Genomic DNA, 25,584 nt, shown 5'->3' with positions numbered 1-25,584 from the left:
TTGAGGCATTTTTTCAAGCGCGGTGAGGATTGTTGAAAGCGCTGCCGCCTGAATGTGCGCAAGTTCTTGCACAGCATTGCGCAAGAACTTGCGCACTCGGCTGGAGGGCCTGACAGGCCGGGCGATCAGCGATCCGGCAAGGGCTTTTGGAGCGAGTAGTGCGCAACTTCTTGCGCAGCAAGGCTTTGCGCCATCACTGAAAGACGCCTGGTATTCGCTGCAACGAATCCACAGGCTGAGTGGTCCATAAAAACAGCGCCGTCGAGCGCCCGAACAACCCCGAAGTGGAGTGAGAACGACATGAAAATCCTGATGGTTTTAACGTCCCACGATCAATTGGGTAACACGGGTAAGAAAACCGGCTTCTGGCTGGAAGAATTCGCCGCACCGTATTTCGCCTTCAAGGATGCCGGTGCTCAACTGACCCTGGTTTCGCCCAAGGGTGGCCAGCCGCCGCTGGACCCGAAAAGCGACGAGCCGGACGCGCAAACCGCTGCCACCGAGCGCTTTCGCAAAGACTCTGCAGCCCAGTCAGCGCTGGCGTCCACGGCTGTATTGAGTACCGTGAGACCCGAGGATTACGACGCCGTGTTTTATCCCGGCGGTCATGGTCCACTGTGGGACTTGGCCGAAGACAAAATTTCAATCGCTCTGATCGAGGCGTTTATCAAGGCCGGAAAACCTGTCGCGGCGGTCTGCCATGCGCCGGGTGTGTTGCGTGACGTCAAGGGACCTGATGGCCAGTCACTGGTCAAAGGCAAGCGCGTGACGGGCTTTACCAACTCTGAGGAAGAGGCTGTGCAGCTGACGAATGTCGTGCCGTTTCTGGTGGAGGACATGCTGAAGGAGAAGGGCGGTGAATATTCCAAGGGTGCGGATTGGGCGAGTTATGTGCTGACCGATGGCTTGCTGATCACCGGACAGAACCCGGCATCTTCCGAAGCTGCCGCTGAAGCGTTGTTGAAAAAACTGAAGTAACCACAGGACCTGTAGCAGCTGCCTCGCGCTGCTCGACAGCTGCTACAGGTCTGTGTCTCCTTAGGGCCGGGTCGTGCCTTAGGTAGCGGGGTTTAGCGCAGCAAAACACTGCTCGATCGAGCGTCGCTGCGTCTCGGCATACAACCCCAGTTCATTGATCGTCGGCCGTCCCAACGCTTGTTCAAACGCATGCTGGTTCGAATGCACGCCATAGTGGGTCTGCGCCGCATCCCCAAGGTTCGACTGGAAAATCCCCGCCGCGCTGACCGGCAGAAAATCCTCATACACCAGGGGCTCAACCCGCAAATAGCCACCGCTGAGCAAGTCTTCCAGCGGCAACGATTTCAACTCATCCGCCGCCAGGCCTTTTTCCGTGACGAAGTAGCGAAAGTACGCCAGTTCCTGTCGGCGCATGCCTTCGTAGGTGTCAGGGAATTCGCCAAAATGCTGTGTCATCAGCGTGTTGTAACGTGCGGCATTGGCCTCGTTGGGGAAGTCTTTCAATTCATCGCGGGCTGCGTTGAGCAAACGGTCGTATAGCGCCCGGCCTTTCGGGGTGAGCGCTGCGCCGCGCTGTTCGATTTCACCGAAGCGTGCGCTGTGACTGCCGCGAGTCTCGGCTTGATCGGTGAAGGCGATCGGCTCGTCGAGCGCTTTGAAACTGGTCTGGCGCAGCAGGATCGGGCACTGCCGGCGGGGCGGGCCTTCGATGACGGCTTTGGGCGTGATGCCGTGGGCGGGCATTTGCGCCTGGACGATGTCGATGTCCAGGGTGCGCGGTGTCAGGTGATTAATGTGCGGACCTTTGAAGGCGACCACGTCGGCGATCAGGCGATGCTGGGCGCTGAGTGTCTGGTATTGCTCGGCGGTGACGGTGGCGCTGTGGTGCCAGCGAAAGGTTTCCAGTGCCTGTCCGACGAAGTCCTGGGCTTCCTGTTCGGTAAGACCGCCCTCGGTTTCGGCGCGGTCGATCAGTGCAAGCGCTGTCGGAGTAAAGATCTGGCGCTTGTCCAGCACCGACTGGGCGAAGGCTCGCAGTTCCAGGTCTTCGATCAGCTCCAGGCGCAGCAGCGAGGTGAACACCCGGAACGGGCTGACTTGCAAAGAAGCTTCGTGCACGGCGCGGAACGCGGTGGAGTGTACCGGCACGCCGGCCGGCGTCAGGTCGTAATAGCCGACGGGGTGCATGCCCATCACCGCGAACAGTCGGGCGAGGGTGGCCAATTCTTCGGCGGTGCCGACACGGATCGCCCCGTGACGCTCCAGGTCCAGCCGCTCGATTTCGCCGGTGCTGTTCAGCTGTCGTGCCACCTGCGGATCGCTGTCCAGCACGTGACGGTTGGTCTGTTCCACCAACTTCATCAGCGCGCCGTACAGCGGCACTTCTTCGCGGTACATGTCGGACATCGCTTTGGAGAAGCGTTGGCGGATCAGGTCAGGGCTGACGAAGCTTGGGTGGCTCATGAAAAAAATTCCTGGCGCGGGTGACGTAACGGATGCGGAAAAGATCGCAGCCTTCTGCAACGCCGACAAACGAAGAATCTTACGGACTTCATTCTGCCAAGGACTGCATTCACTGTGCCGGTGTAGCAGCTGCCGAACTGCGCGAGGCAGCTGCTACACCAACCGGGGATCACAGGTGTGAACGGCTTTCCGAGCGCAGCGATCCGAGGAATTCCCGATACAACCGCGCTGTATTGGCCGGCTGCTCGACCATCGGCATATGGCCACTGTGGTCCCAGATATCCACGCGTAAATCAGCGATGCCTTTACTCCAGACGGCCACGCTGCTGACATCGATCAGGCGGTCCTTGTGCCCCCACAGCAACAACGCGGGGCACTTGATGTCGGGGAGTCTCGGTTCCATCGGCGGGCTGGCACGGAAGTCGTTGAAGATTTCTTCCAGCTCATCGCGACTCTGTTCATAGCGCTGCGCAATAGCGTCCATTACCACGCCAGGCACCCACGGTGGCTCGGCCATGGTCATGGCGTAGAGGCGCCGGAACTCCTCCCGTGAGTGAATCAGAAACGGGTTGTGACCCTTGGCCAGATGCCGCTCCAGGTCGCTGAGTTCGGGGGCGGTGACGCCGGCCGGGTCGATCAGGGCAACGGAGGCAATCCGCTCCGGGTAAGTCGCCGCCAGCCACGCCGCGATGTAGCCGCCCATCGAGTTGCCGATCACATGGACTTTTTCGACCCCGCAAACGTCCAGCAGCTGAATCATCCGCTTGGCCTGCAGGGGGATATCGTAGCCGCCACCGGCCTTGAACCCGGTTTCACCATGACCGGCGATGTCGGGAATGATCACCCGATAGTTGCCGACAAAGTGCCGGGCGAAGCGCAGCCAGATGTTCTTGTCGGCGCTGTACCCGTGCAGCATCAGCACACTGCTGGACGCTTCATACGGCCCGCCTTGCCAGGTCGAGACGGTCATTTCCGTGATTGGCACGACGATCTTGTGCAGCCGATACAGCTTGGCTTCCAGGGCCATATTCAGGTCATAGAGCCAGTAACCGATGGCCGGGTAACTCAGCCAGCTCCAGGCTGCAAAAACTGCGATAAGGACAACCAACACAAGCATCGGGCATTTTCCTTCTACGTGATCAGGACAAAATGTGATCAGCGGGTTTCAGTGTCCGGGTCAACCGGTGATAGCTGAAACTGAACCCCGGAAACATGGCAATCACATGACCGCTCCTGCTTTGATACCAACTGTGGCAGCCTCCGGACTTCCACACGGTGCGCTCCATTTCGCGGTGGATCATCTCAGTGTAGGTACGTTCTGCTTCGGGGCGTACTTCGATGCTGCGCAAGCCGTGTTCTTTCAGCGTGCGGATGCAGTCGAGTATGTAATTCATCTGCGATTCGATGATGAACAGCGCCGAGGTGTGGCCGATGCCGGTGTTGGGCCCGGTGACGATAAACAAGTTGGGAAAATCCGGCAGGCTGGTGCCCAGATAAGCCCGCGGATACTGTGCCCAGACGTCCTTGAGTCGCGTGCCGTTCTTGCCGGTGACTGTGTAGGAAATCACCCCGTCGGTGGCGTCGTACCCGGTGGACCAGATGATCAGGTCCAGGTCGATGTGCTGACCGTCCTGAGTGACGATGCCGTTTTCATCGATGGCCGCGATGCCCTGCTCACGACTGTGTAACGTCACGTTGCCGCGACCGAGGGCCGGATAAAGGGTGCTTGAGACAATCACGCGCTTGCAGCCGATGGTGAAGTCCGGTGTCAGTTTGCGGCGCAATTCCGGGTCGGGCACCTGGCGTTTGAGGAAGCGCAGGGCGTGTTGCTGGACCATGCGGATGGCCGGTTTGGAATATTTGAAGGCAATCACCCGTGTTTCGAATTGCCAGTAGAGCATCCAGCGCAGCAGTTTGTACGCGGGTTTGAGGCCCAGCAGCCAACGCTGGAAAGGTCCGAAGATGCGGTCTGCGCGCGGCAATACCCAGTGCGGCGTGCGCTGGAACACATGCAAGTGCTCGACGTCGGGGGCAATGGTCGGGATAACCTGGGCCGCACTGGCGCCGCTGCCGACGATGGCAACGCGTTTGTTGCGATAGTCGAAGGTGTGATCCCAATTGTTTGTGTGAAACGTCTTGCCCTGAAAGCGCTCCTGGCCGTCGAAATGAGGCACTACCGGCTGACTCAGCGGCCCCGTCGCGTTAATCAGGAACTGCGCGTGAAACGTGCCTTTGGCGCCGGTGTGCACCGCCCAGCGCTGGCCGTCGGCGTCCCATTCGATGCGCTCGACATTGGCCTCCAGTTCGACCTTGTCCCGCAGGCCGAAGTGGTCCACCACGTACTGGGTGTAGTGGTGCAGTTCAGCCTGTCCGGCGAACATTTGTGTCCAGCGGTAAGGGGCGAAGGACAGTGAGTAGAGCGGCGAGGGTACATCGACGGCCGCTCCGGGGTAGGTGTTCTGGCACCAGGTGCCACCAAAGAAGTCCCGTCGTTCCAGCAGGCGAAAATCAGCGATGCCTGCCTTGAGCAAATTGATCGCCGCACACTGACCGCCAAAACCGCTGCCGATGATCAACACTTGAAAGGTCTGCATGGGCCTCCTTTTTTATCGTTGTTTATCCAACCCTTCCTTCATGTATAGCCCAAACCCTGCACACATAACTTGTGGGAGCGGGCTTGCCCGCGAATGGAGCGCCGCGGTACATCAGGCACACCGCGTCATCGTTCTTCGCGGGCAAGCCACGCTCGCACAGGTAGCGTCGGATTCAGGCTGCCTGCCGGTGATGGCTATTTAACGTTGCCCTGATAGACTCCCAGCACGCCCGCAACCCTTGTGGTGTCTGGTTCCGTTCTGTGACGCAGAGGCCTCTATGGGAAAAACGGGAGGAAAAGGGCTTTCACTGGCCAGGAGGCTTTATACATCGCGCACCCTGGGCCTGGCCCTGGGATTGTTGTGCGTAGGCGCGGCGATGTATCCGCTCAAACCGGCGCCTTGGGTCTGGGTGCTGATGGTGTTCAATGGCGTGCTCTGGCCGCACGTTGCCTATCAATGGGCGCGCCGGGCGAAGGTGCCCTTTCATGCCGAGCATCGCAACATCCTGGTCGACGCCTTTCTCGGCGGCTTCTGGGTCGCCGCCATGCAGTTCAATCCGCTGCCGAGCGCGGCGACCCTGTCCATGATGGCCATGAACAACGTGGCGATCGGCGGTTTGCGTTTTCTGCTGGTGGGTACGGTCGCGCAGATTCTCGGGATCGGTGTCGGCCTGCTGATTTTCACACCGGTCGTCTTCGCGCAAACCAGTCCGATGCAGCTGTACGCCTGCTTACCGCTGTTGATCGTGTATCCCCTGGCGTTGGGCTTGATCTGTTTTCGTCAGGCCACCACCCTCGGCCGCCACAAGCGCGAACTGCTGGCCCTGAGTCGAACCGACAGCCTCACTGGCCTGCTGAACCATGGCGCCTGGAAAGACCAACTGGAAATTGAATTCCAGCGTTGCCAACGCCAGCAGCAGGGCGGGGCGATTGCATTGATCGACATCGACCATTTCAAAACCATCAACGACACCTACGGCCACGTCGCCGGGGACATCGTGCTGCGACAGCTGAGCAAAATGCTCAAGCAGAACCTGCGAGCGACTGACGTGGCGGGGCGCTACGGCGGTGACGAATTCTGCGTGCTCCTCCCGGACTTTCCCCTCAATAGCGCGGCGGCTGCCATGGACGCCTTGCGTGACCGCTTCGCCACCCTGGGCTACGAACAGGATCCCGCGCTGAAAGTCAGCCTGAGCATTGGCCTGGCGGCGTTCAACCCTGCGCACACCGACGCCACCTTGTGGCTCAACGATGCCGACCAGGCGCTCTACGAAGCCAAGAGCACGGGCCGTAACCGCGTCATTAGCCGCATTGGCGGCAAGCCCCAGCACGAACTGCTCGATCGGGTCTGAAGGGCCGCACACATCCCCTCGCCACAAAAGCCTGCTCCTACAAAGGGAGTTGTGGTGTGTCAGGTCTATAGGTGTCGCATTGGGCATAGAGTCAAGCAGCTCAGTGGGGTAGGGTTTCGGTTCCCCGACACGAAACAAGGATCGATTCATGACGCTCAATCTCCCTCGTTCCCTGCTGGCCACCAGCCTCGGCCTGACCCTCGCCCTCGGCGTATTCACCCCGACAGCCTTCGCCGAACCGCACAAACAGGTCCTCGCCGATTCCGAGCAATACAAGGGTGAAGCCCTGAAACTGTTGGAGCGGCTGGTGAACATCGACTCCGGTTCCGGCTACGAGCCCGGCCTGACGCAAGTGCGCGCCATCGCCATCGACGAGCTGAAAAAACTCGGCGCCACCATTGAACTGGTGCCCAATACGCCGGATAAAAGCAGCCACGTGATCGCCACCCTCAAAGGCACCGGCAAGGCGAAAATCCTGCTGATGGCGCACATGGACACCGTGTTCAAGGAAGGCTCGGCCGCCGAGCGCCCGTTCCACATCAAGGACGGGCGCGCCTACGGGCCGGGCGTGATGGATGACAAGGGCGGCATCGTCGCCGGGATCTACGCACTGAAAGTCCTGAAAAACCTCGACTTCAAGGATTACGCGCAAATCACCTTTCTGCTCGATGCCAGCGAAGAAACCGGCTCGGACATCGCCACCGACCTGATCAAGAAAACCGCCAAGGCCCACGACGTAACCCTCAACCTTGAGCCGGGCCGCCCGGCGGATGGTCTGGTGGTGTGGCGCAAGGGCAGTGCCACCGCCGTGGTCGAAGTCAAAGGCAAGGCGGCCCACGCCGGTGTCGCACCGGAACTGGGGCGCAACGCGGCCATGGAAGCCGCGCACCAGATTCTGCAGCTCGGCAAACTGGGCGACGCCGAGAAGAAAACCACCATCAACTTCACCGTGATCAAGTCTGGCGACCGCACCAACGTGATCCCGGACCAGGCCACGGCCAAGGCTGACGTGCGGGCAGCGGTGCCGGAAGAGTTTGACCGGATCGAGAAAGACCTGGCGCGGGTATCCAAGGACAAGTTGATTGCGGATACCGAGGTCACGACCACACTCCAGCGCGGATTACCGCCGATGCCGCAAACGGCGGAGTCGGATCGGCTGATGGCCATGGCCCAGGGGATTTACGGAGAGATCGGGCGTAAATTGACAGAAGAAGGCAGCGGCGGGGCGGCGGATGCCAGCCTCTCGGCCGGTGTGGGCACGCCGACGCTGGATGGGTTCGGGATTGTTGGCGGCAATATTCATACGCCTGAAGAGTACGCAGAAGTAGAAAGCGTGGCGCCGCGCATTTACTTGCTGTCGCGGATGATTATGGAACTGGCCAAGTAAGCGGCTGGATCTCCCCCTGTGGCGAGGGAGCTTGCTCCCGCTGGGCTGCGAAGCAGCCCCAAAAACGGGACTGCTGCGCTGTCCGCGGGAGCAGGCTCCTTCGTCACAGGGATTTCTGGTGTTGATGAAATAACGTACGGGCGGGTAAAAAGCCTGCGACTTTCAGTCAGCCCCCTTTCTAAACTCAAAAAAACTGCAGACCTTGTCAGTCTGCAGTCTCATTAATGCAGTTAATCAGAACAACTTCAGCCTTGCACTGGAACGCTCCAGAACTTCTTGATTTCGTGAATATTGCCCACGTTGTAACGAGGAATAAAACCGCTGCACGGCGCTTCCATGGTTGTCTTGACCGGCGTATTGATTACGCTAGTTCCGGCGCGCAGAAGCGAAGATTTATTCCAGTTGTTCATTGGCTTGTTCATGTTGATTCCTTTTTCAGTTTGGAGGGGGCCAGTTTTCTAAGCCCGTTCAAGCAGTGACAGCGTATTTTCATAGAATGCTGTTTCCTGCGTGGCAATACCGGGGTAAGTCGGTACGTAGTTTTCGTCGAAACACCAGGCTTCTTCGGTTTTAACCGATTGCGGGGGATGAATAAGCAAACTCAACGAGGCGGACATGGTTTTCGGTGGAAGCTGCTTGTGTATTTCCTTTAGTGGAAGCATGTGAAGGACTTCCCCGGGTGCAAGTTTAAGTACTCGCTCTTCACCGAGCGCCGGCCTTTTTCCTGCTTGTAACGGCGTTTGATCCAGTATCTTTCGCGAAACAGTGGTGTAGCCGTCACCGCCGTAACCGACCGCATAGATTTCAAAGTCATGGGTGTGATTCAAATCATAGATGAACGTTTCACTTTCATCGTGTGACGTGACCGGGGACCAAAAACCCAAACGGACAGTAAACAGGTCGTTGTAGTGCAGTACAAATGCATAAGCGCCATACAGACTGTTTTTTGTACTAAAACCCGCCTGTTGAATAGTGGTGTAAAGGTGCTCGCTCAGCAACGTCCGGTTTGTAGCCAGTTGACGCAGATCTTCCACGATCTTCAGCCTGTCTCGCTTCAGATCGTAAGCCGTCATACGCTCGACAAACGTCTTCAATTTCATGCCGCTTCACTCTGGTCGAGTAAAAAATCCAAGCGATTGTTTTGCAGGTTTCTCAGCAGCGGCACGTAACTCAATGCGGCCTGCGGATCCGTTTGCTGGATCACCTGAAATGCCTTCCAGGCGACAGCGGGGTGATAGTGATAAACCAATTCTTCAGCCACTCTGCATGCCTCAGGGTCTTGCGCGGCTTCAAGCAGCTCAAGACTCACCAGGTACCGTGCGGCGCTATCGTCATGTGGAAACCAGCCGACTTTGCTCAATGAGGCGCGGTCGAACACGCTGATGTCTGCGCTTCTGTCTGGCAGGTTGATGCTGCCGATAAATGCCGGATGCCCGTTGCCAGTCGGATTGCTGTCGAACAGCACCTTCGTGCCGTCGATAAATAACGGGTTGCTGGAATCCACGACGACCAACTCTTCGCGAATCAGATGATCTTCTTCAAGCGCGTAGAGTTGAACGGAAAACGATTCTGCGTTGATCGCAAATAAAATACTGTTGCCGGGTACAGAATAGAGTTGTTCAGACGCCGCTGCGTTATCAGGCGCCTTGAGGCTGATATTGCCACTTTTGTTGCAATGTAATGTCAACGTTCCGGTATGGGTGTTTGTCAGTCGCAGGATTTCGGCACTGTGAGACGAATCACCAGTGTGTGCTGTTTGTTTGGGTAGTTCATCTGCCAGGTTTTTTACTTCAGTACTCATATTGAGTGCCTTGATGCTGGTCAAGATTTCTGAAGGCTTCAAGTCAGGATTCAGCAACGTTTTTATCATGAAAAATCCGGCTTAATTCTCATGGTGAGGTGAAACGGATGTTTGAGCCCGTTTAACAGAGAGGAGTGGTGCAGCCAGGCCGTCACGAGTATCTGAAGGGTTGCAGCACCTTATACGCTATAAGGTCTTAATGCTTGGCGGAACCGTTTCGGTATTTTTTTATTTCGTGAATGTTACCTATGTTAAAGCGAAGTCCATCCAGGCCGGGGCAGTTGGCTTCGTGCGTGGACTTTGTCGGTGTGCTGATGACTTTAGCTTCGGTGTGTAATAGAGGGGTGTTTTGCCAGTTGCTGGTAGCGACTTTCATAGGTATCTCCAACGCGTTTAAGTTTGCAGTGCCAATGGACGAATGTTTAGCGGTTTGGAGAATATAGAGGGCGATATTTAATATCAACGTGGGAGTTGTTATTAAATATTGATGTTTGTTTTTAGTTGTGTATTTGAGCGTCGAAGCAGAGGGTGGCCAATGGCCCTAGGATAGCTCGCAATTCCGCCGGTGACATTGCATCTACCGGCCGAATTACAAGTGGCATCAGGAGCCGAATTCAGAGAGGACTTATTCCTTCACACTCATAAACTCTTCCGCCCAACGTATGTATTCCTCAGGCTGCGTATAGGTATGAGTCAACTCGGTAGCACTCAAATCCGACGCCTGGGTAAAGATCTGCCGCTGTTCGCGCAAGCTGTCGTATGTTGCCTTGATTGCCGCAAAGTAAGCGCCATGACCATCAATGGTCACCCGCACGCCCAGTTCAGCCAGGCGTTTGTCGTCGCGCAGCAGCGGGTTGCCGTAGGTGACGAGCATCAGCGGCACGCTCAGGTGTTCGGCTATCTGTTCGAGGTGATCGAAGTCACGCACGCCCACCATGCAAATCCCGTCTGCACCGGCTTTCTGGTACTGCCGGGTGCGGCTGATGACTTCCTGCACCGGCAGAATCCCGGCATTGGTGCGAGCAACGATTGCCATCTCTGTATCGACCCGGGCTTCCAATGCCGCGCGAATCTTGCCGACACCTTCCGCTACGCCGATCAGGTCGGTGGATTTGCGACCGAATTGAGCGGGTAACAGCGTGTCTTCGATGGTCAGGGCGGCCACGCCGGCACGTTCGAGTTCGACGATGGTGCGCATCACGTTAAGCGCGTTGCCGTAGCCATGGTCGGCGTCGGCGATGACCGGCAATTGGGCGACACGTCCGATGCGGGTAGCCTGTTCGGCGAATTCGCTGAGGGTGATCAAGGCAAAGTCGGGTGCGCCCAGGACCTGCAACGAGGCGACCGAACCGCCGAGGATTCCCACTTCAAACCCCAGGTCAGCGGCAATGCGGGCCGACATCGGGTCGAAGACCGACGCCGTGTGGTAGCAGGCGTTGGAAGCAAACAGCTCACGGAAATTACGGCGCAAATCTTGATGAGAAAGCCTGGACATATGAGTTCCACCAATACAAAGGAATGGAAAGGCTTGAGCAAAGGTGTCAACGCCGAAGGAACAAAAGGCTATCACGCGGGCGGGTGGAGGAGGATGACGATTTTGCAGAACATTCGCCCTTTTGCTTTACGCCTCCCTCGGAGCAAAAAAAAGCTGCAGACTTTTTCAGTCGGCAGCCCCGATTGTGCATTCAACAAGAGCGGCTTCAGCCGTGGGCTGGCGCACTCCAGATTTTCTTGATTTCGTGGATATTGTCTCGATCATGAACGAGTCCACTTTATTTGGTCGAAGTTGATTTCAGGCGTTGGAGTTACTTGCTGATTGAGTTTGTCGCCAATAGCCAATATTTTTTGATCTCATGAATATTGCCGATATTCAAGCGTGGTGTCGGACCCCAGCAATTCATTACATTATCTATTTGTGTTGAAGTGTTGATGATGTTTGTTGCGGTACGAAAAATCGGGGTGTTGGCCCAGGAGTTTGTTATGTGTCGCATGGTAAAGCCCGGTTGTTGTAGTGATTGGTGTTATTAGTATGGTGAGGGGGCTGGTTGATGGCAAATCGTTAGTTGTTATTTAATGTTAGGAGTTGTTGTTGAATGTTTTCGGTGGACGTCAGGCCCTGTTATGAAAGATTCGCGTGAAACAGCAGGTCATGTACAACAGGTCAACGAAGTAGGCCGGTATGTCTAATGAGAGGTTTGGCGAAGTACTGGCCGCGACGGGTAAGAACAACAAATCCGGCTGCCGGGCCAACGGCTATTGGGTGACCCTGGAAAACGCTTTCAAACCGGCCTGACTCATGCGGCCACTGCCTGATGCAGTTGATTGCGCAGCGGCACCGCCCGCACCGTATTCCCCGGCTGCAGTTGCAGGCGTTTGGCCGTGAGTCGGTCGACGATCAGAGTGTTGCCCACCAGCCTGGCCCGGGCGGTGGTAATGCGGCAGTTTTCCAGGCGGCGGTTGTGGATGAGCCATACCGGGGCCTGCTCGTCAGGCGTACCGATGGCCAACACCAGCTGTTGGCTGTCGCGTACGGTGCGGATTTTCGCGACCGTGGCCTCGATCACCGGGCCGGCGTCGAAGATGTCGATGTAGCCCTGATGCACAAAACCTTCGGCCTTGAGGATTTTCAACGCCGGTTCGGTGTTCGGATGTGCCATGCCGATGACGGCCTGGGCCTGTTCGGTGAGCAGGCAGGTGTAAAGCGGCTGTCGTGGCATCAATTCGGCGATGAATGATTTGCTGCCCAGCCCCGACAAGTGATCGGCGTGGCTGAAATCCTTTTTGAAAAAGTGCCGGCCCAGGCTGTCCCAGAACGGTGAACAGCCCTGGTCGTCAGCGCTGCCGCGCAGTTCGGCGATGAGCTTGTCGCCGAACAGGTGCCGGTATTCGGCAACGAACAGCAGGCGTCCCAGGGACAGCAGCCGACCGTTACTGCCATGGCGTTGGTCGGGTCGCAAAAAGAGCGAGCAGATTTCCGATTGGCCGGTCATTTCGTTGTTCAGGAACAGCGTTGGAATCTGCCGCTGAATGCCCAGGTCCGGCGACGAACTGACCGTCAGCCCGACCCGGTAGTTGTACCAGGGTTCGCGCAGGCCAACGGCGCCGGTCAACGCACTGATGCCGACCACTTGCTGATCGTCATCCTCCAGCACGAACAGGTAATCGGCATCCGCACGCTCGACCTGTTCGGCAAAGGTGCGCTGGGCCCAGCGCACCCGGTGGGCCAGGCGTTCTTCGTTGGCCGGCAGGGTGGTGAACCCGGGGCCGGCCTGTTGCACCAGATCCATCAACGCGGGCAGGTCGGTCACGCTAACCGGGCGGACAATCATGATGCAGCTCCTTCGCGCCAGTTCGGGCGCTGTCGTTGGGCACGTGGCCGGTTGATGCTCACAGGGCAATCAGCCGGATCGGGCTGCCATCGGTCACGTTCAGGGCGGCGCACATCTCGGCGCTCAGCCCCACCGGCTGCCCGGCCTGGACATTCAGCTCGGTGACGATGGCGCGATAATCCTTGAGCGAGTCGTTGCTCACCAGGTAACTTCCGCGCGCATCGTTGGGCGAAGCCAGTTGCGCCGTGGCGGTCTGGCTTTGGGCGATGGAAAGGATATTCGACGTGCGCGCGTAAAGCGTTGGGCCAGCGTCGAACAGGTCGATGTAGCTGTTGGTTTCAAACCCCTCGCGCTCAAGAATATCGAAGGCCTCCTGGCCATCGGGGTGGATCCGGCCAATGCAATCCTGTGCGGCCTGGGGCAGCATCGGCACGTAGATCGGGTATTGCGGCATCAGTTCGGCGAGGAAAGTCCGGCTCTCCAGACCGCACAGCCGCTCGGCTTCGGCGTAGGGCAGGTCGAAGAAATGCTTGCCCAGCGCATCCCAGAATGGCGATTGCCCGTCGCCGCTGCTGAAACCGACGATCTCGGTAATCACAGCTTCGGCAAAGCGCGGCGGATGGGCGGCGATGAACAACAGCCGCGCCCTGGACAGCAACTCTGAAAATGGCGTTCGTACCAGCGCGGCGTCGATGTGAAAGCCGCGCAGCAAGGTGTGGCCGTTGAGGTCGTGGCACAACGACAGCGCCGGCACGCCATGCTCAATGTTCAGTTCGCGGGAGGCGCTGGTGAAGTGGCGGTTACGCAAGCTGTAAAACGGTTCGTCGAAGCCCGCGGTGGCGAGGATTTCCGAGCAACCCACAAGACGCCGGGCCGCGAGATCTTCCAGCACGAAGAAATAGTTCTCCGGGCCATTAACCTCAACGTATTTTTCGAACGAAGCACAGGAGTCGAGAATCCTCAGCCGCAGGCGCTCAGTGTCGTCCGGCAAGGACGTGACACCGACCAGACTGTCGCGCGCCAATTGCTGTAACTGAGGCAGGTCGGTTAACTCGACTGGGCGTAAGACCAGCATGGATGTACTCCTGTATCAAAGGGTTCGGCGATGTGTACCGAACCTGACTATCACTGTCGGTTTCCACGCATTAAATCGGCGGTCGCCTGATTTCTTGTCAGACGCCGCTCTTTTTCTTGTCAGCCGTTGCTCGGATCGGGCAGCGCCGTGCTGGCGCCCAGCTTGTTGAGGAAAAACAGATACACCAGGCCCAAGGCAATCCAGATCAGGCCCAGCTTTTGTGCATCAACGCCCATGTTGTACATGATGGCCGCGACGATGACGAAGCCAATCACCGGGCAGATCAAGTGACGGATCACCTGTCCGGACTTCTGCCGACGCCAGTAGTAATTGATGACCGTCAGGTGCAGCAACATGAAACCGCTCAGAGCGCCGAAATTCACCAGCGAGGTGAGGATGTCCACCGAGTTGATGAACAGGTAGCAGATCAGCAGCGACAGCAGCGCTACCAGGTAGATGCTCAGGTATGGGGTGTTGTGTTTCGGATGAACCTTGGCCAGCACTTTCGGCAGCTTGCCGTCGCGGGCCATGCCGAACAGCAGGCGCGAGACCGCCGCTTGCGAAGTGATGGCGACCGCTACGCCCCAGGCCAGGGCTGTGGCCACACCGGTCAGGGTAGCCAGCCAACTGCCCGCGGCGATTTCAGCTATTTCATAGAAGGCAGTGTCGGCGGAGGTGAAGCCCATGCCGGCCGCCAGGTCAGTGGCAATCCAGGTCTGCACAACGAAGATCACGCCCATCACCAGCAGGGTAATCAGCGCTGCCTTGCCGACGCTGCGGCCCGGATCGCCCTTGATCTCTTCGGCGAGGGTGGAGATCGCATCGAAACCGAGGAACGACAGCACCGCAATCGACACCGCCTGCATCAGCAGCGCGAAGTTGAACGTTTCAGGGTTGTACACCGGCGCCAGGGTCAGATGACCGTTGCCGCCGCCGTTGTGCAGCGCGTTCCAGGCGTAGAACAGGAAAATCCCGAGCACCACCAGCTGTGCCAGCAGAAAGATGATGTTCAGACGAGCAGTGAAGGTGATGCCCCGCAGGTTTACAAAGGTAGCGCTGACCAGAAAGGCCAGGATGAAGCCGACTTTGGGAATGTCCGGGTAAAGGTGATTGAGCGCCATGGCCGCATAAACGTAGAGCAGCGGCGGAATCAGCAGGTAATCGAGCAGCATCAGCCAACCGGCGATAAACCCTACATGTGGGTTCAAGCCGCGTTGTGCGTAGGAATAGACGGAGCCGGCAATCGGAAACGCCCGGGCCATGCTGCCGTAACTCAACGCCGTGAACAGCATCGCGACCATGCCGATGATGTAGGCCAGCGGCACCATCCCTGGAGCTTCGGCGTTGACGTAACCGTACACACCGAACGGGGCGATAGGGATCATGAAGATCATCCCGTACACCACCAGGTCGGTCAGCGACAGGCTACGTTTCAACTCTTGCTTGTAGCCGAATTCTTCTATTTCCATGAAGCCCTACTCCTTGGGATGAAAGCAGCTGCACGCTGCGGGTTTGCTGCGGTTTGTTACAACAGCGGTGCCAGGAAAGTGCTCCAGCGATTGACGTCCTCTGGGGTGCGCAACAGATCGTTGCGCACCTCGATCAACACCGACTCCAGCCCCCGTGCATCGCCGTGGACCGGCACGGTCATGTCGCCCTGCGGGTTGATTTTGTAGGGCTCATTACCGGCGACCCTCAATGGATGCCGGCTCAACCCGTCAATCAAGCGTTGGGCGTAGCCCTTGGCTTCGCCAAACAACACCCCGACTTCCAGTGCGCGCGGCTGGCCGTGGTAAACAGGGGTGAAGCTGTGAATCCCGACCACCCGAACAGGTCGGCCTTGTGCGAGACGCTGGTCGATCAAGGTTTGCAGCCGGGCATGAAACGGTTTGAACAGGCATTCGCGGCGGTACTCGCGCGTGACCTCGTCCAGATGCTGGTTGCCCGGTATCTGATAAATCTCGCTCTGCGGTGGAATGCTGCTCGGGGCATCAAGTGGCCGGTTAAGGTCGATCAACAGGCGCGAGTAATTGGCGGCCAGCAGGGTCGCCCCCAGTGTTTCAGACAGGCACCTGGCCAACGCCAGGGCACCAATGTCCCAGGCGATATGCTCACGCACCGCGTCGTGACTCAGGCCCAGGTCATTCAACCCCGCCGGGATGAAGCGGCTGGCGTGTTCGCACACCAGAATCAACGGGTGCGCCGAGTCTTCGCGGCTCAGGGTGTACGCGGGCTCGGTAAAAAGACCGAGTTCGGCGGATTCAGTACAGGCGTGCATAGTGCTCACAGCATTCGGCGGGCGACAGCTGTTCCGTCAGCGTCAGTTCCTCGGTTTTAAGGGCGAACCAGGTGTCCATCAACGCGCTCGGCAGGGCTTCGATCAGCGCCTCGCTGTTGCGCAGGCACTCGAGCGCCTGGGCAAGTGAAGCGGGCAGGGCGACGATGCCTCGGGCCTGGCGTTGTTCTTCGTTCAGGGAATCGGGGACATCATCGGTGATCGCGTTCAAGGCCAGGCGTTGTTCGATGCCCAGGCGACCGGCGATCAGCAGTGCGGCCATGGCCAGGTGCGGCGACGCCGTGGCGTCCATGGCGCGAAATTCCAGGTTGTATTGCGCCGCCACGGATTTGCCGCCCAGGCTCACGGTCGGGCAGATCCGCAGCGCCGCTTCGCGGTTGCGCTGACCGAGGCAGGCGTAGGAGGCGCTCCAGTGATGCGGCTGCAGTCGCTCGTAGGACACCGGAGTCGGCGCGGTAAACGCGCAGAGCGCCGGCAAGTAATGCAGGATGCCGGCGGCCCAGTGCTGGCCGAGGGTCGACAGGCCATTCACGGTGCCAGCGTCGTACATCAGTGGTTGGCCGTCCAGGTCCAGCAGACTGACATGCAGATGCACGCCATTGCACACGGCATGCTCGGACGTCTTCGGTGCGAAGCTCACGTCCAGGCTCATCTGCCGGGCGATCTCGCGCGTGATCTCGCGCACGTTCACCGCACGATCCGCCGCCGCCACACCGAGTGCCGGGCGGCAGGTGATTTCGTATTGATGCTTGCCGTATTCAGGCAGGAACATTTCCGGTTCGACACCGCCGGCGCGCAGGGCGCTGAGCAGCCAGCCACCGAACTCGGCGCCCTGACGCTGGGCCTCGAGGGAGAACGCCAGTTGATCGACCGCGCCGCTGCTGAGGTTGAATTCATGTTCAAACGCGGCGTTGACCTGCAAACCCAACTCGGCGCGGTATCGGTCGAGTTCATTGCGCAACAGCGTACGCGGACAGGCGCCCCACGGGCGTCCATCGGTTTCACAAATGTCGCCGTGAATGAAGTCCAGCGCGGGCGCCGTGGCATCCGGGCCATTGCTCACCGTCACCCGGCTGCTCAGGTCGGGCATCAGGCGCAAGTCGCCATAAGCGCCCCACGGGTTGGTGGAGGCAATGATGTCTTGCGGGGTCAGGGCGCTGTTGGCCGGCACCCAGCCGCAGCCCGTCGTCACGTAGTGTTCAAGTTCGTCCGTCGGAAACGAGCGTCCGCGTGTCACGCCGATCAGGTCGGTGGTGACGATGGTGGTCATGGGCAGCGGCGACAGGCGTTCGCTCATGCTTGCATCTCCTGCAACCGGCCAATCACGGTCTGAGTGTCGGTGATCCAGCAGTAACCCTTGATCGCGTTCAGGCAGGCTTGATGACGCTCCGGCGTGTAGGTCGCACAGGCATCTTCCACCAGCGTCACCAGGTAGCCGCGGTCCGCGGCGTCACGCACGGCCATGTCCACGCACTGGTCGGTGACGATGCCGGCGATGATCAGATGCCGCGTTTCAAGGTTGCGCAGCACGTAGTCAATGTTGGTGGAGTTGAATACTCCAGAGGAGGTCTTGGGCAGGACCATTTCGTTTTCTGCCGGCGTCAGGTCGTCGATGATCCGTGCTGGCGCGCTGCCCTTGGGCAAGTGCATGTCCGAGAGTTTGTGGTCCAGCGAGCGGTCGCGGCCATCGGCGGTCAGGCTTTCGATGATCGTGTGCAGCACGTTTTGCCGCGCGCTGCGAAAGGCACTGAGCAACCGGCGTTGATTGGGCACCACCTGCATGTGGGTGCGGGTCAGGAAGTATTCGCCGTCCGGCCCGTTGAGGTGCGGGTCGTACTGCGGTTCGAGCCAGGCCCGCTGCATGTCCACCAGCAATAGCGCGGTGTGGTCGGCACTGAACGGCAAGTCCCGGGGCGAGTGGTGGGGGAGCGTGAACATCCTTATTTATCCTCCAGCAGGTGGGTGTCGAAGTCGGTCCGCAGGGCATCGATGCCTTCCAGGCGATCGGCCAGCTCCGGACTGCGCAGGGTCAGGCAGGCAATCAGCGCCTCGACCTGGGCCAGCGCCGGGACCATGGTGTCGAAGGCCGACACCGATTCCACCGGCGCACTGATAATCAGGTCGGCCATTTCCCGCAGCGGTGAAGCATAGATGTCAGTGAACAACACTACGCGGGCATATCGGCTTTTCGCCGCGTTGGCCACGCGCAATGCCTGTGATTGATAGCGGCGATAGTCGAACACCAGCACCACGTCCTGACGCTGCACGTCGAACAGCCGGTCGGGCAGTTGCGCGTTGTCTTCCAGGGTGAAACAGCCCGGGCGCAGCAGGCGCAAATGGTTGAGTAAATAATTGGCGAGGAAACTGCTGAAGCGCCCGCCAAAGCAGTGAACCTGATGGCGGGTATCGAGCAGCCAATCCGCCAGGATCCGCACATCTTCGGGCTGGGTCAGGGCATGCGTATCCACCAGCGCCCGATGGGTGTCCGCGAGGTAATGACTCCATGCGTCGCCTTTCTGAAGCTGAGAGCGAAGCTGCAACAGGGTGCTGGGGGACCGAAGGCGGTGGTCCATGTCGCTGAGCAAGGCATCCTGAAAGTCGGCGTACCCGCTGAACCCCAGTTTTTTTACCAGTCGCACGATGGTGGGGTCGCTGACACCGGCATGCTCGGCCAACCGTGACATCGGCCCCAGCCCGTTACGCGGGTACTGGTCCAGCAAGGCACGAATGACTTTGCGTTCCGACGGCGTAAGGTCCAGGCCGGGATCGGTGATCAGGTCTCTGAGAGAGGGCATCCGGGCTCCTGCTGGATGGGTATGTCGGTTTTGTTTCATAAATTGCTAAAACAGTATTTATGTAGCGCACGCTACATGTCTAGCGAATTTTTCCATGGTTTTTCCAGCGTCAAAAAAGAGGCGAAAAGGCCGTGCGCTGCGGGCTACACGGAAGTCGACTGGCTTTGTAGTCCATCACCCATAAGGGTGTAAGAGATAGCCGAATTTCAATGGTTACTGGACTCGCGTCCCTATGGTTGTCGATTTAAACGAAACGCCCTGGATCAAGCGTCTTGCGGCACAATTGCGTCATTATTCGCGGCGTCGTGCCGTTTACCATTTCATCGACAGGGTGATAATCCGTGCAGGCAACCCGTTTGACCCTGACGTGCCACGCTCGAACCGTCGCACAAAAATTGGCGACGTTTCCTACGAATGAGCCGTTGGAAATGGATTGGCAATCGGCGAAGGGTTCGCGTCGCGACCCGTTCAAGGGGACGCCACGGCTGCTCTGCGGCCCGGAGTTGCGCACTCGACAGACGGCCGAGCTGTTCGGCAATGAGGTTGAAATCGTCTCGGCGCTAAGGGATTGCGATTTCGGACGCTGGAAAGGCGCGCGGATCGATGACCTGCAAAAGACCGAGCCCGAGGCGCTGCAAGCCTGGCTCGACGATCCGGCCTCGGCGCCGCATGGTGGTGAGTCGGTCGTACAACTCGCTGAGCGCGTGGCACTCTGGCTCAAGTCCCTCGAGGCAACACCGGGGCATATCCTCGCCATCACTCACCCGTTTGTCATTCGCGCGGCACTGACACAGGTGTTGCAGGCGTCGGCATTCAACCTGATCGACGTCGAGCCGTTGTCGGCCATCGAATTACGGTTCACCGGCCGCTGGCGGCTGCGTTTGCTTGAAGGAGTCATTTGATGAAAAAGCTTCTGGTCATCGGCATCGGCGCCGGCAACCCCGACTACATCACAATGCAAGCCGTGAAGGCGCTGAACCTGGTCGACGTGTTTTTCCTGATGGACAAGGGCCAGAGCAAAGACAAGCTGATCGACCTGCGCCGTGAGATCTGCGAGCGCTACATCACCGATCACGCCTACCGTTTTGTCGAAGCCCACAGCCCGGAGCGCGAACGCGGGGATGTGGACTACAGGACCAGTGTCGACGATCTGAATCTCGCCAAGCAGCAAACCTTCGAACGGCTGATCAACGAGGAAATCTCCGACGACCAGTGCGGCGGTTTTCTGGTGTGGGGCGATCCGGCGCTGTACGACAGCACCCTGCGGATATTGCAGGCGATCCTGGCCTCGGGCCGTTGTGCGTTCGAGTATGAAGTGATCCCCGGTATCACCAGCGTTCAGGCGCTAGCGGCGCAGCATAAAGTGCCGCTGAATCGCATCGGCCGCTCGATTGAAATCACCACCGGCCGGCGCCTGGCAGCAGGGCAGGTGAGCGATGCCGACAGCCTGGTGGTGATGCTCGACGCCGAGGATTCCTACCATCAGGTGGCGGATCAGGAGACGGAGATTTACTGGGGGGCTTACTTGGGAACGCCGGATGAGATTTTGATCAGCGGCAAGCTCAAGGATGTGGCGGATGAGATTGAGCGGGTGCGAAAAGCGGCACGGGTGGAGAATGGGTGGATTATGGATACGTACCTGTTGCGTAAGCCTTAAGGGCAGCGGTGTCTGGGCTGACGTCATCGCGAGCAGGCTCACTCCCACATTGGATCTGTTGTGAACACAAATTTTGCGACCAGCACGGATCAAATGTGGGAGTGAGCCTGCTCGCGATGGCGCCCTGAAACTCACCTCAAATGATGGCTTTGACCCCACGCCCAAACCGCTCCCGATACACCGAAGGCGGCACACCCACCACTCCGCGAAACGCCACGCGAAAACTCTCCACCGACCGATACCCACACTGCTCGGCAATCTGCTCGGTGTTTTGCCCGGTGCTCTCCAGCAACTCCCGCGCCCGCGCCAACCGTTCATGCTGCAACCACGCCTTGGGCGGCATGCCAGTGGCTTCGGTAAACCGGCGCAGGAACGTCCGTTCACTCATGGCCGCCTCGCTCGCCAGTTCGCGAACCTCCAGCGGCTCATGCAAGCGCTCCCGCGCCCACTGCATGACGCGGGACAAGTCGCTGCGCGGCGTCGGGCTGACGGGCGTCGGAATAAACTGCGCCTGACCCCCAGTGCGTTGAGGCGACATCACCAGGCGCCGTGCCACCGAATTGGCCACTTGAGTGCCGAAATCTCGCGCCACCAGGTGCAGGCACGCATCAATCCCTGCCGCACTGCCCGCCGAGGTGATCACCTGACCGGAATCAACGTAGAGCACGTCCGGGTCCACCAGAATATTCGGAAAGCGTTCAGCCAGTTCTGCGGCGTAGCGCCAATGGGTGGTGGCGCCGTGACCGTCCAGCAGGCCGGTCGCCGCCAGTACAAAAACACCGGAGCAGATCGACAGCAACCGCGCACCCCGCGCATGGGCCTGGCGCAGTGCAGCGAGCAAGTGTTCAGGCACCGGCGCGTTGCGGTCGCGCCAGCCGGGAATGATGACGGTGCGGGCGTCTTTGAGCAGTTCCATGCCGCCATCGGCCAGGACCTGAATGCCGCCCATGGCGCGCATCGGGCCCTGATCCACCGCCACGATGCGATGCGCATACCAAGGGAAATCGAACTCCGGCCGCGCCAGGCCGAAGATTTCCACGGCGATGCCGAATTCGAAGGTACAGAGGCCGTCGTAGGCCAGAATTGCGACCAATCCAGGGTTGGGCTGCATTTGGCGGAAAGTTCCCGGTGAGTGTCTTGTGCGCCACTGTAGCTGCAAGTGGCAGGCGGATAAAGTCTTCTCACACCCACTCAAGACGTTGGAGTACCACCCATGACCAGCCTGGTCCGCGCCATTCCCGCAGCCCCTTCGGCCATTGCCCTGATGCACTTCAGCAACCGTCTTACCTATGAAACCGATTGTTCCGACGTGTACAGCAGCCAACAGGCCGGCGAAGTGGATTTTGTCCTGGTGGACGTGCGCGGACCGCTGGCGTTCGAACGCGGGCATGTGCCGGGCGCGATCAACATACCGGGACGCCTGCTCACCGCCGAGCGCCTGGCGAACTACCCGACATCCACCTTGTTTGTGGTGTATTGCGCCGGGCCGCACTGTAACGGCGTGCACAAGGCGGCGGTGAAACTGGCGGCGCTGGGTTATCCGGTCAAGGAAATGATCGGCGGCGTGACCGGGTGGCTGGATGAAGGGCTTGAGTTGAGTGTAGCGGTGCCACGGCCTGCTACTGCCATCGGTTGCGAATGCTGACGTTCGGACATCACTGAACAAATGTGGCGAGGGAGCTTGCTCCCGCTGGAGTGCGAAGCGCTCCCAAAAACTTCGACAGTTGCCGAGATTTTGGGGTTGCTACGCAACCCAGCGGGAGCAAGCTCCCTCGCCACAGATACCCATTAATCCTTAAATTCAGCGAAGACGTGTAGACGCTGCCCACCACCCATCGAGCGTCACCTGCAACCACTCAAACACGGCTGCATGGGCGGCGCTGTCCTGTTGCCCGCGGGGCAGCGGTGATTCCTCGGCGAAGTGTTCATTAAGCATCGCCACCGACTCCGCATTCCACTCCGGGTGAAACTGCAAGCCCACCCGAGTCGGCCCCACGCGATACATCTGCTGTTCACATTGTTCGCTGCTGGCCAGCCATTGCGCGTTGGGCGGGAGGTCGAACGCATCTTCGTGCCACTCCAGCACCTTCAACGTCTGGCCATCGACGAACGTCACGGGGGTCCAGCCGGTTTCGCTCCGATCCATCCGCCGCACTTTCCCGCCCAGACTCAGCGCCAGTAACTGCGCCCCCAGACAAATCGCAAACACCGCCGCGCCTTGATCCAGGCTTGCGGCCAGCCACTGCCGCTCTGCTTCCAGCCACGCCGGCCCGGCACTGGATTCATAAGGCCCACCCAGAACGATCACGGGCGCCGCACCCACCGGCGGCAACTGGCCGAGGTCGGCGCGAAAAACGTTCAGCGTCACCCCTCGAGAATCGGCCCAATCGGCAATGGCGCCTGGACCTTCGGCGGGGTGGTGCTGGATCAGATTCAATGTCGGCATCGGTGCTCTCTGTAGTTTTTGCGTGTAGGTTTTGTCTGAAAAAAGGGCTTGTCCTACAGTCCTTGCACCGCCTTGGCGCACGCTTCAAGCGCTTTGAATTCGCCGGCCACTTTTCTATAAGTATTTGTCGCTTAAACACAATTTGCCCTGTGAAAGCCGCTCTAGACTGCCGGCCACTTCGATCTTCACCGACCGAAAGTCATTCGAAAGCTGCCAATAAAAGCCTCCGCACACAGGAGTTATAAATGAAGAAGCTAGTGATGTTTGGTGCCCTGGCACTGTCGATGTTGTCCCTGACCGCCGTGGCCGATGACGCCAAGCCGATCCGCATCGGTATCGAAGCCGGTTACCCGCCATTCTCGATGAAAACCCCTGACGGCAAACTCACCGGTTTCGACGTCGATATCGGCGACGCGCTGTGCGAGCAGATGAAGGTGAAGTGCACCTGGGTCGAGCAAGAGTTCGACGGCCTGATCCCGGCACTGAAAGTGAAGAAAATCGACGCGATCCTGTCGTCCATGACCATCACGGACGATCGCAAGAAGAACGTCGACTTCACCATCAAGTACTACCACACCCCGGCTCGCTTCGTGATGAAGCAAGGCACCGACATCAAAGACCCGCTGACCGAACTCAAAGGCAAGAAAGTCGGTGTGCTGCGCGCCAGTACCCACGACCGCTTCGCCACTGAAGTGCTGGTGCCGGCCGGCATTGAGCTGGTTCGCTACGGCTCTCAGCAGGAAGCCAACCTGGACATGGTCTCTGGCCGCGTTGACGCGCTGCTGGCCGACTCGGTCAACCTGGACGACGGTTTCCTGAAAACCGACGCCGGTAAAGGTTTCGCTTTCGTCGGCCCGACCTATGAAGACGCCAAGTACTTCGGCGGCGGCGCCGGTATTGCTGTGCGCAAAGGCGATACCGAGCTGGCAGACAAATTCAACACCGCCATCACCGAAATCCGCGCCAACGGCAAGTACAAGCAAGTGCAAGACAAGTACTTCGACTTTGACGTTTACGGCCATTAATCACGCCGTTCAAAAAAGTGGCAACCGTTGACGCGGTTGCCACTTTTTTTATGCGCGCTCTCTGTTGAAATGAGATCCCTTGTAGGAGTGAGCCTGCTCGCGATGGCGGCGTGGCAGTCCACATCAATGCCAGCTGACCCACCGCCATCGCGAGCAGGCTCGCTCCTACAGGTGATATCAGTGCCTCTAATATCGGAGTCCCCATGCAACGCATCGACCATTCACTGCCCTGGAGCCACCTGGGCACCGAACGCACCCTCAGCGTGTTTCGTTATGGCGCGGGCACTCGCAAGGTCTACATCCAGGCCAGCCTGCACGCTGACGAATTGCCCGGCATGCGCACGGCCTGGGAGCTGAAGAAGCGTCTGTCCGAACTCGAAACCAACGGCCAGTTGCAGGGCGTGATCGAGCTGGTGCCGGTGGCCAATCCGATCGGCCTCGACCAGCACCTGCAAGGCAGCCACATGGGCCGCTTCGAACTGGGCAGCGGCAAGAACTTCAACCGTTCGTTCGTTGAACTGAGCGCCCCGGTGGCCGAGTTGATTGGCGACCGTTTGGGTAAAGACGAGCAGGCCAACATCGCGCTGATTCGCCAGACCATGGGCCGCGTCCTGGACGACTTGCCGGCACCGGCCTCGCAGCTGGAAGCCATGCACCGCCTGCTGTTGCGCCATGCTTGTGAGGCTGACATCACGCTGGACCTGCATTGCGATTTCGATGCGGCGATTCATCTGTATGCCTTGCCGCAACACTGGCCGCAGTGGCAATCCCTGGCCGCGCGTCTGAAGGCCGGGGTGGCGTTGCTCTGTGAAGATTCCGGCGGCAGTTCATTTGATGAGTCCTGTTCTTCGCCTTGGTTGCGTCTGGCGCGGGTCTTCCCCGAAGCGGCGATTCCGCCGGCCAACCTGGCCACAACGCTGGAACTGGGCAGCATGGGCGACACCCGGGTTGAACAGGCTCAGGCCAATTGCGAAGCGATTCTCGGGTTCCTCGCCGAGCAGGGATTCATCAGCGGTACCTGGCCTGCGGCACCGAGCGAATGCTGCGAAGGCATGCCGTTCGAGGGCACCGAATACCTGTTCGCGCCGCATCACGGGGTGGTGAGTTTTCTGCGGGATTCGGGCGAGTGGGTGGAGAAGGGCGAGGCGCTGTTTGAGGTCGTCGATCCGCTGAGCGACCGTGTGACCACCGTACGCGCCGGGACCAGTGGCGTGTTGTTTGCGATTGATCGCGGGCGGTATACGCAGCCGGGAACGTGGCAGGCGAAGGTGGCGGGGCGTGAGCCGATTCGGGTTGGCAAACTGATTAACGATTGAGAATTCTCGCTGTTCTTTCGGGCCTCATCGCGGGCAAGCCCGCTCCCACAGTATTTGCGGTGTTCACAAA

At 59.1% G+C, this 25,584-nt stretch carries 26 protein-coding genes; 9 read left to right on the top strand and 17 right to left on the bottom strand.

What is annotated here, in order from left to right; genetic code table 11:
* The first annotated feature begins 300 nt into the window (after positions 1-300).
* Positions 301-978: a type 1 glutamine amidotransferase domain-containing protein gene (locus ACRC4F_RS27490; RefSeq protein ID WP_438662186.1), complete on the top strand. Its 678-nt coding sequence runs from the start codon at positions 301-303 to the stop codon at positions 976-978.
* A 78-nt stretch (positions 979-1,056) separates the two neighbouring features.
* Here the strand turns inward: ACRC4F_RS27490 and hglS are convergent, their stop codons facing one another.
* The 3 genes from hglS to ACRC4F_RS27475 all read right to left on the bottom strand — a co-directional run bounded on the left by hglS (position 1,057) and on the right by ACRC4F_RS27475 (position 5,036).
* The gene (hglS, locus tag ACRC4F_RS27485; RefSeq protein ID WP_438662185.1) at positions 1,057-2,442 is read right to left on the bottom strand and encodes a 2-oxoadipate dioxygenase/decarboxylase HglS; all 1,386 of its coding nucleotides are present in this window, start codon (positions 2,440-2,442) and stop codon (positions 1,057-1,059) included.
* A gap of 169 nt (positions 2,443-2,611) precedes the next feature.
* Complete coding sequence (locus ACRC4F_RS27480) at positions 2,612-3,559, bottom strand: alpha/beta fold hydrolase (protein ID WP_438662184.1); 948 nt, start codon at positions 3,557-3,559, stop codon at positions 2,612-2,614.
* Between the two features lie 22 nt (positions 3,560-3,581).
* A complete protein-coding gene (locus ACRC4F_RS27475; RefSeq protein WP_438662183.1) occupies positions 3,582-5,036 on the bottom strand; it encodes a flavin-containing monooxygenase in 1,455 nt (484 codons plus the stop codon).
* Positions 5,037-5,313: 277 nt separating this feature from the next.
* Between ACRC4F_RS27475 and ACRC4F_RS27470 the strand changes: the two genes are divergently transcribed.
* Together ACRC4F_RS27470 and ACRC4F_RS27465 are read left to right on the top strand one after the other, a co-directional pair.
* Positions 5,314-6,387, top strand: a complete 1,074-nt coding sequence (locus ACRC4F_RS27470; protein WP_438662182.1) for a diguanylate cyclase — start codon at positions 5,314-5,316, stop codon at positions 6,385-6,387.
* Positions 6,388-6,535: 148 nt separating this feature from the next.
* Positions 6,536-7,774: a M20/M25/M40 family metallo-hydrolase gene (locus ACRC4F_RS27465; protein ID WP_438662181.1), complete on the top strand. Its 1,239-nt coding sequence runs from the start codon at positions 6,536-6,538 to the stop codon at positions 7,772-7,774.
* Positions 7,775-8,019: 245 nt separating this feature from the next.
* Here the strand turns inward: ACRC4F_RS27465 and ACRC4F_RS27460 are convergent, their stop codons facing one another.
* From ACRC4F_RS27460 to ACRC4F_RS27440, 5 genes are all read right to left on the bottom strand, one after another.
* On the bottom strand, positions 8,020-8,196 hold the full coding sequence (locus ACRC4F_RS27460) for a hypothetical protein (protein ID WP_438662180.1): 177 nt from the start codon (positions 8,194-8,196) through the stop codon (positions 8,020-8,022).
* A gap of 36 nt (positions 8,197-8,232) precedes the next feature.
* Entirely contained in the window at positions 8,233-8,874 is a 642-nt protein-coding gene (locus ACRC4F_RS27455) for a transposase (RefSeq protein ID WP_438662179.1), read from the bottom strand.
* Positions 8,871-9,644, bottom strand: a complete 774-nt coding sequence (locus tag ACRC4F_RS27450; RefSeq protein WP_438662178.1) for a hypothetical protein — start codon at positions 9,642-9,644, stop codon at positions 8,871-8,873. The genes ACRC4F_RS27455 and ACRC4F_RS27450 overlap by 4 nt, the downstream gene beginning before the upstream one ends.
* A gap of 127 nt (positions 9,645-9,771) precedes the next feature.
* Positions 9,772-9,951 carry a hypothetical protein gene (locus ACRC4F_RS27445; protein WP_438662177.1) on the bottom strand — a complete coding sequence of 60 codons (180 nt, stop codon included), beginning with the start codon at positions 9,949-9,951 and terminating at the stop codon, positions 9,772-9,774.
* Positions 9,952-10,200: 249 nt separating this feature from the next.
* The gene (locus tag ACRC4F_RS27440) at positions 10,201-11,070 is read right to left on the bottom strand and encodes an isocitrate lyase/PEP mutase family protein (protein ID WP_438662176.1); all 870 of its coding nucleotides are present in this window, start codon (positions 11,068-11,070) and stop codon (positions 10,201-10,203) included.
* Between ACRC4F_RS27440 and ACRC4F_RS27435 the strand changes: the two genes are divergently transcribed.
* A complete protein-coding gene (locus ACRC4F_RS27435) occupies positions 11,071-11,310 on the top strand; it encodes a hypothetical protein (RefSeq protein WP_438662175.1) in 240 nt (79 codons plus the stop codon).
* A gap of 559 nt (positions 11,311-11,869) precedes the next feature.
* Here the strand turns inward: ACRC4F_RS27435 and astA are convergent.
* The 7 genes from astA to ACRC4F_RS27400 form a co-directional block, all read right to left on the bottom strand.
* A complete protein-coding gene (astA, locus tag ACRC4F_RS27430) occupies positions 11,870-12,904 on the bottom strand; it encodes an arginine N-succinyltransferase (RefSeq protein ID WP_438662174.1) in 1,035 nt (344 codons plus the stop codon).
* Between the two features lie 58 nt (positions 12,905-12,962).
* Positions 12,963-13,979, bottom strand: a complete 1,017-nt coding sequence (locus ACRC4F_RS27425) for an arginine N-succinyltransferase (protein ID WP_438662173.1) — start codon at positions 13,977-13,979, stop codon at positions 12,963-12,965.
* 119 nt (positions 13,980-14,098) lie between these two features.
* Positions 14,099-15,448 carry an APC family permease gene (locus ACRC4F_RS27420; protein ID WP_438662172.1) on the bottom strand — a complete coding sequence of 450 codons (1,350 nt, stop codon included), beginning with the start codon at positions 15,446-15,448 and terminating at the stop codon, positions 14,099-14,101.
* 56 nt (positions 15,449-15,504) lie between these two features.
* Positions 15,505-16,257, bottom strand: coding sequence for an N-formylglutamate amidohydrolase (locus tag ACRC4F_RS27415; protein ID WP_438662171.1), 753 nt, complete (start codon positions 16,255-16,257; stop codon positions 15,505-15,507).
* Positions 16,241-17,572, bottom strand: a complete 1,332-nt coding sequence (locus tag ACRC4F_RS27410; protein ID WP_438662170.1) for a glutamine synthetase family protein — start codon at positions 17,570-17,572, stop codon at positions 16,241-16,243. The genes ACRC4F_RS27415 and ACRC4F_RS27410 overlap by 17 nt, the downstream gene beginning before the upstream one ends.
* Positions 17,569-18,213: an isochorismatase family cysteine hydrolase gene (locus ACRC4F_RS27405; RefSeq protein ID WP_438662169.1), complete on the bottom strand. Its 645-nt coding sequence runs from the start codon at positions 18,211-18,213 to the stop codon at positions 17,569-17,571. The genes ACRC4F_RS27410 and ACRC4F_RS27405 overlap by 4 nt, the downstream gene beginning before the upstream one ends.
* 2 nt (positions 18,214-18,215) lie before the next feature.
* Positions 18,216-19,070 carry a MurR/RpiR family transcriptional regulator gene (locus ACRC4F_RS27400; RefSeq protein ID WP_438662168.1) on the bottom strand — a complete coding sequence of 285 codons (855 nt, stop codon included), beginning with the start codon at positions 19,068-19,070 and terminating at the stop codon, positions 18,216-18,218.
* A gap of 341 nt (positions 19,071-19,411) precedes the next feature.
* Between ACRC4F_RS27400 and ACRC4F_RS27395 the strand changes: the two genes are divergently transcribed.
* On the top strand, positions 19,412-19,972 hold the full coding sequence (locus ACRC4F_RS27395) for a histidine phosphatase family protein (protein WP_438662167.1): 561 nt from the start codon (positions 19,412-19,414) through the stop codon (positions 19,970-19,972).
* The gene (cobF, locus tag ACRC4F_RS27390) at positions 19,972-20,727 is read left to right on the top strand and encodes a precorrin-6A synthase (deacetylating) (RefSeq protein WP_438662166.1); all 756 of its coding nucleotides are present in this window, start codon (positions 19,972-19,974) and stop codon (positions 20,725-20,727) included. The genes ACRC4F_RS27395 and cobF overlap by 1 nt, the downstream gene beginning before the upstream one ends.
* A 136-nt stretch (positions 20,728-20,863) precedes the next feature.
* Here cobF and ftrA read toward each other — a convergent pair whose 3' ends face one another.
* The gene (gene ftrA, locus ACRC4F_RS27385) at positions 20,864-21,838 is read right to left on the bottom strand and encodes a transcriptional regulator FtrA (protein WP_438662165.1); all 975 of its coding nucleotides are present in this window, start codon (positions 21,836-21,838) and stop codon (positions 20,864-20,866) included.
* A gap of 102 nt (positions 21,839-21,940) precedes the next feature.
* On the opposite strand from ftrA, the gene ACRC4F_RS27380 reads away from it, so the two are divergent.
* A complete protein-coding gene (locus ACRC4F_RS27380) occupies positions 21,941-22,372 on the top strand; it encodes a rhodanese-like domain-containing protein (protein ID WP_438662164.1) in 432 nt (143 codons plus the stop codon).
* A 156-nt stretch (positions 22,373-22,528) separates the two neighbouring features.
* On the opposite strand, the gene ACRC4F_RS27375 is transcribed toward ACRC4F_RS27380, so the two are convergent.
* On the bottom strand, positions 22,529-23,173 hold the full coding sequence (locus ACRC4F_RS27375; RefSeq protein ID WP_438662163.1) for a type 1 glutamine amidotransferase: 645 nt from the start codon (positions 23,171-23,173) through the stop codon (positions 22,529-22,531).
* Positions 23,174-23,418: 245 nt separating this feature from the next.
* On the opposite strand from ACRC4F_RS27375, the gene ACRC4F_RS27370 reads away from it, so the two are divergent.
* Both ACRC4F_RS27370 and ACRC4F_RS27365 read left to right on the top strand, forming a co-directional pair.
* Positions 23,419-24,198, top strand: a complete 780-nt coding sequence (locus ACRC4F_RS27370; protein ID WP_438662162.1) for an ABC transporter substrate-binding protein — start codon at positions 23,419-23,421, stop codon at positions 24,196-24,198.
* A gap of 203 nt (positions 24,199-24,401) precedes the next feature.
* Complete coding sequence (locus ACRC4F_RS27365) at positions 24,402-25,514, top strand: succinylglutamate desuccinylase/aspartoacylase family protein (protein WP_438662161.1); 1,113 nt, start codon at positions 24,402-24,404, stop codon at positions 25,512-25,514.
* Positions 25,515-25,584: the final 70 nt, after the last annotated feature.

Origin of the sequence: Pseudomonas sp., from assembly GCF_051660785.1 — a bacterium.
Taxonomy (GTDB): domain Bacteria; phylum Pseudomonadota; class Gammaproteobacteria; order Pseudomonadales; family Pseudomonadaceae; genus Aquipseudomonas.
The sequence above is the reverse complement of the archived record's forward strand: the minus strand, read 5'-3'. Positions and strand labels throughout refer to the sequence as shown.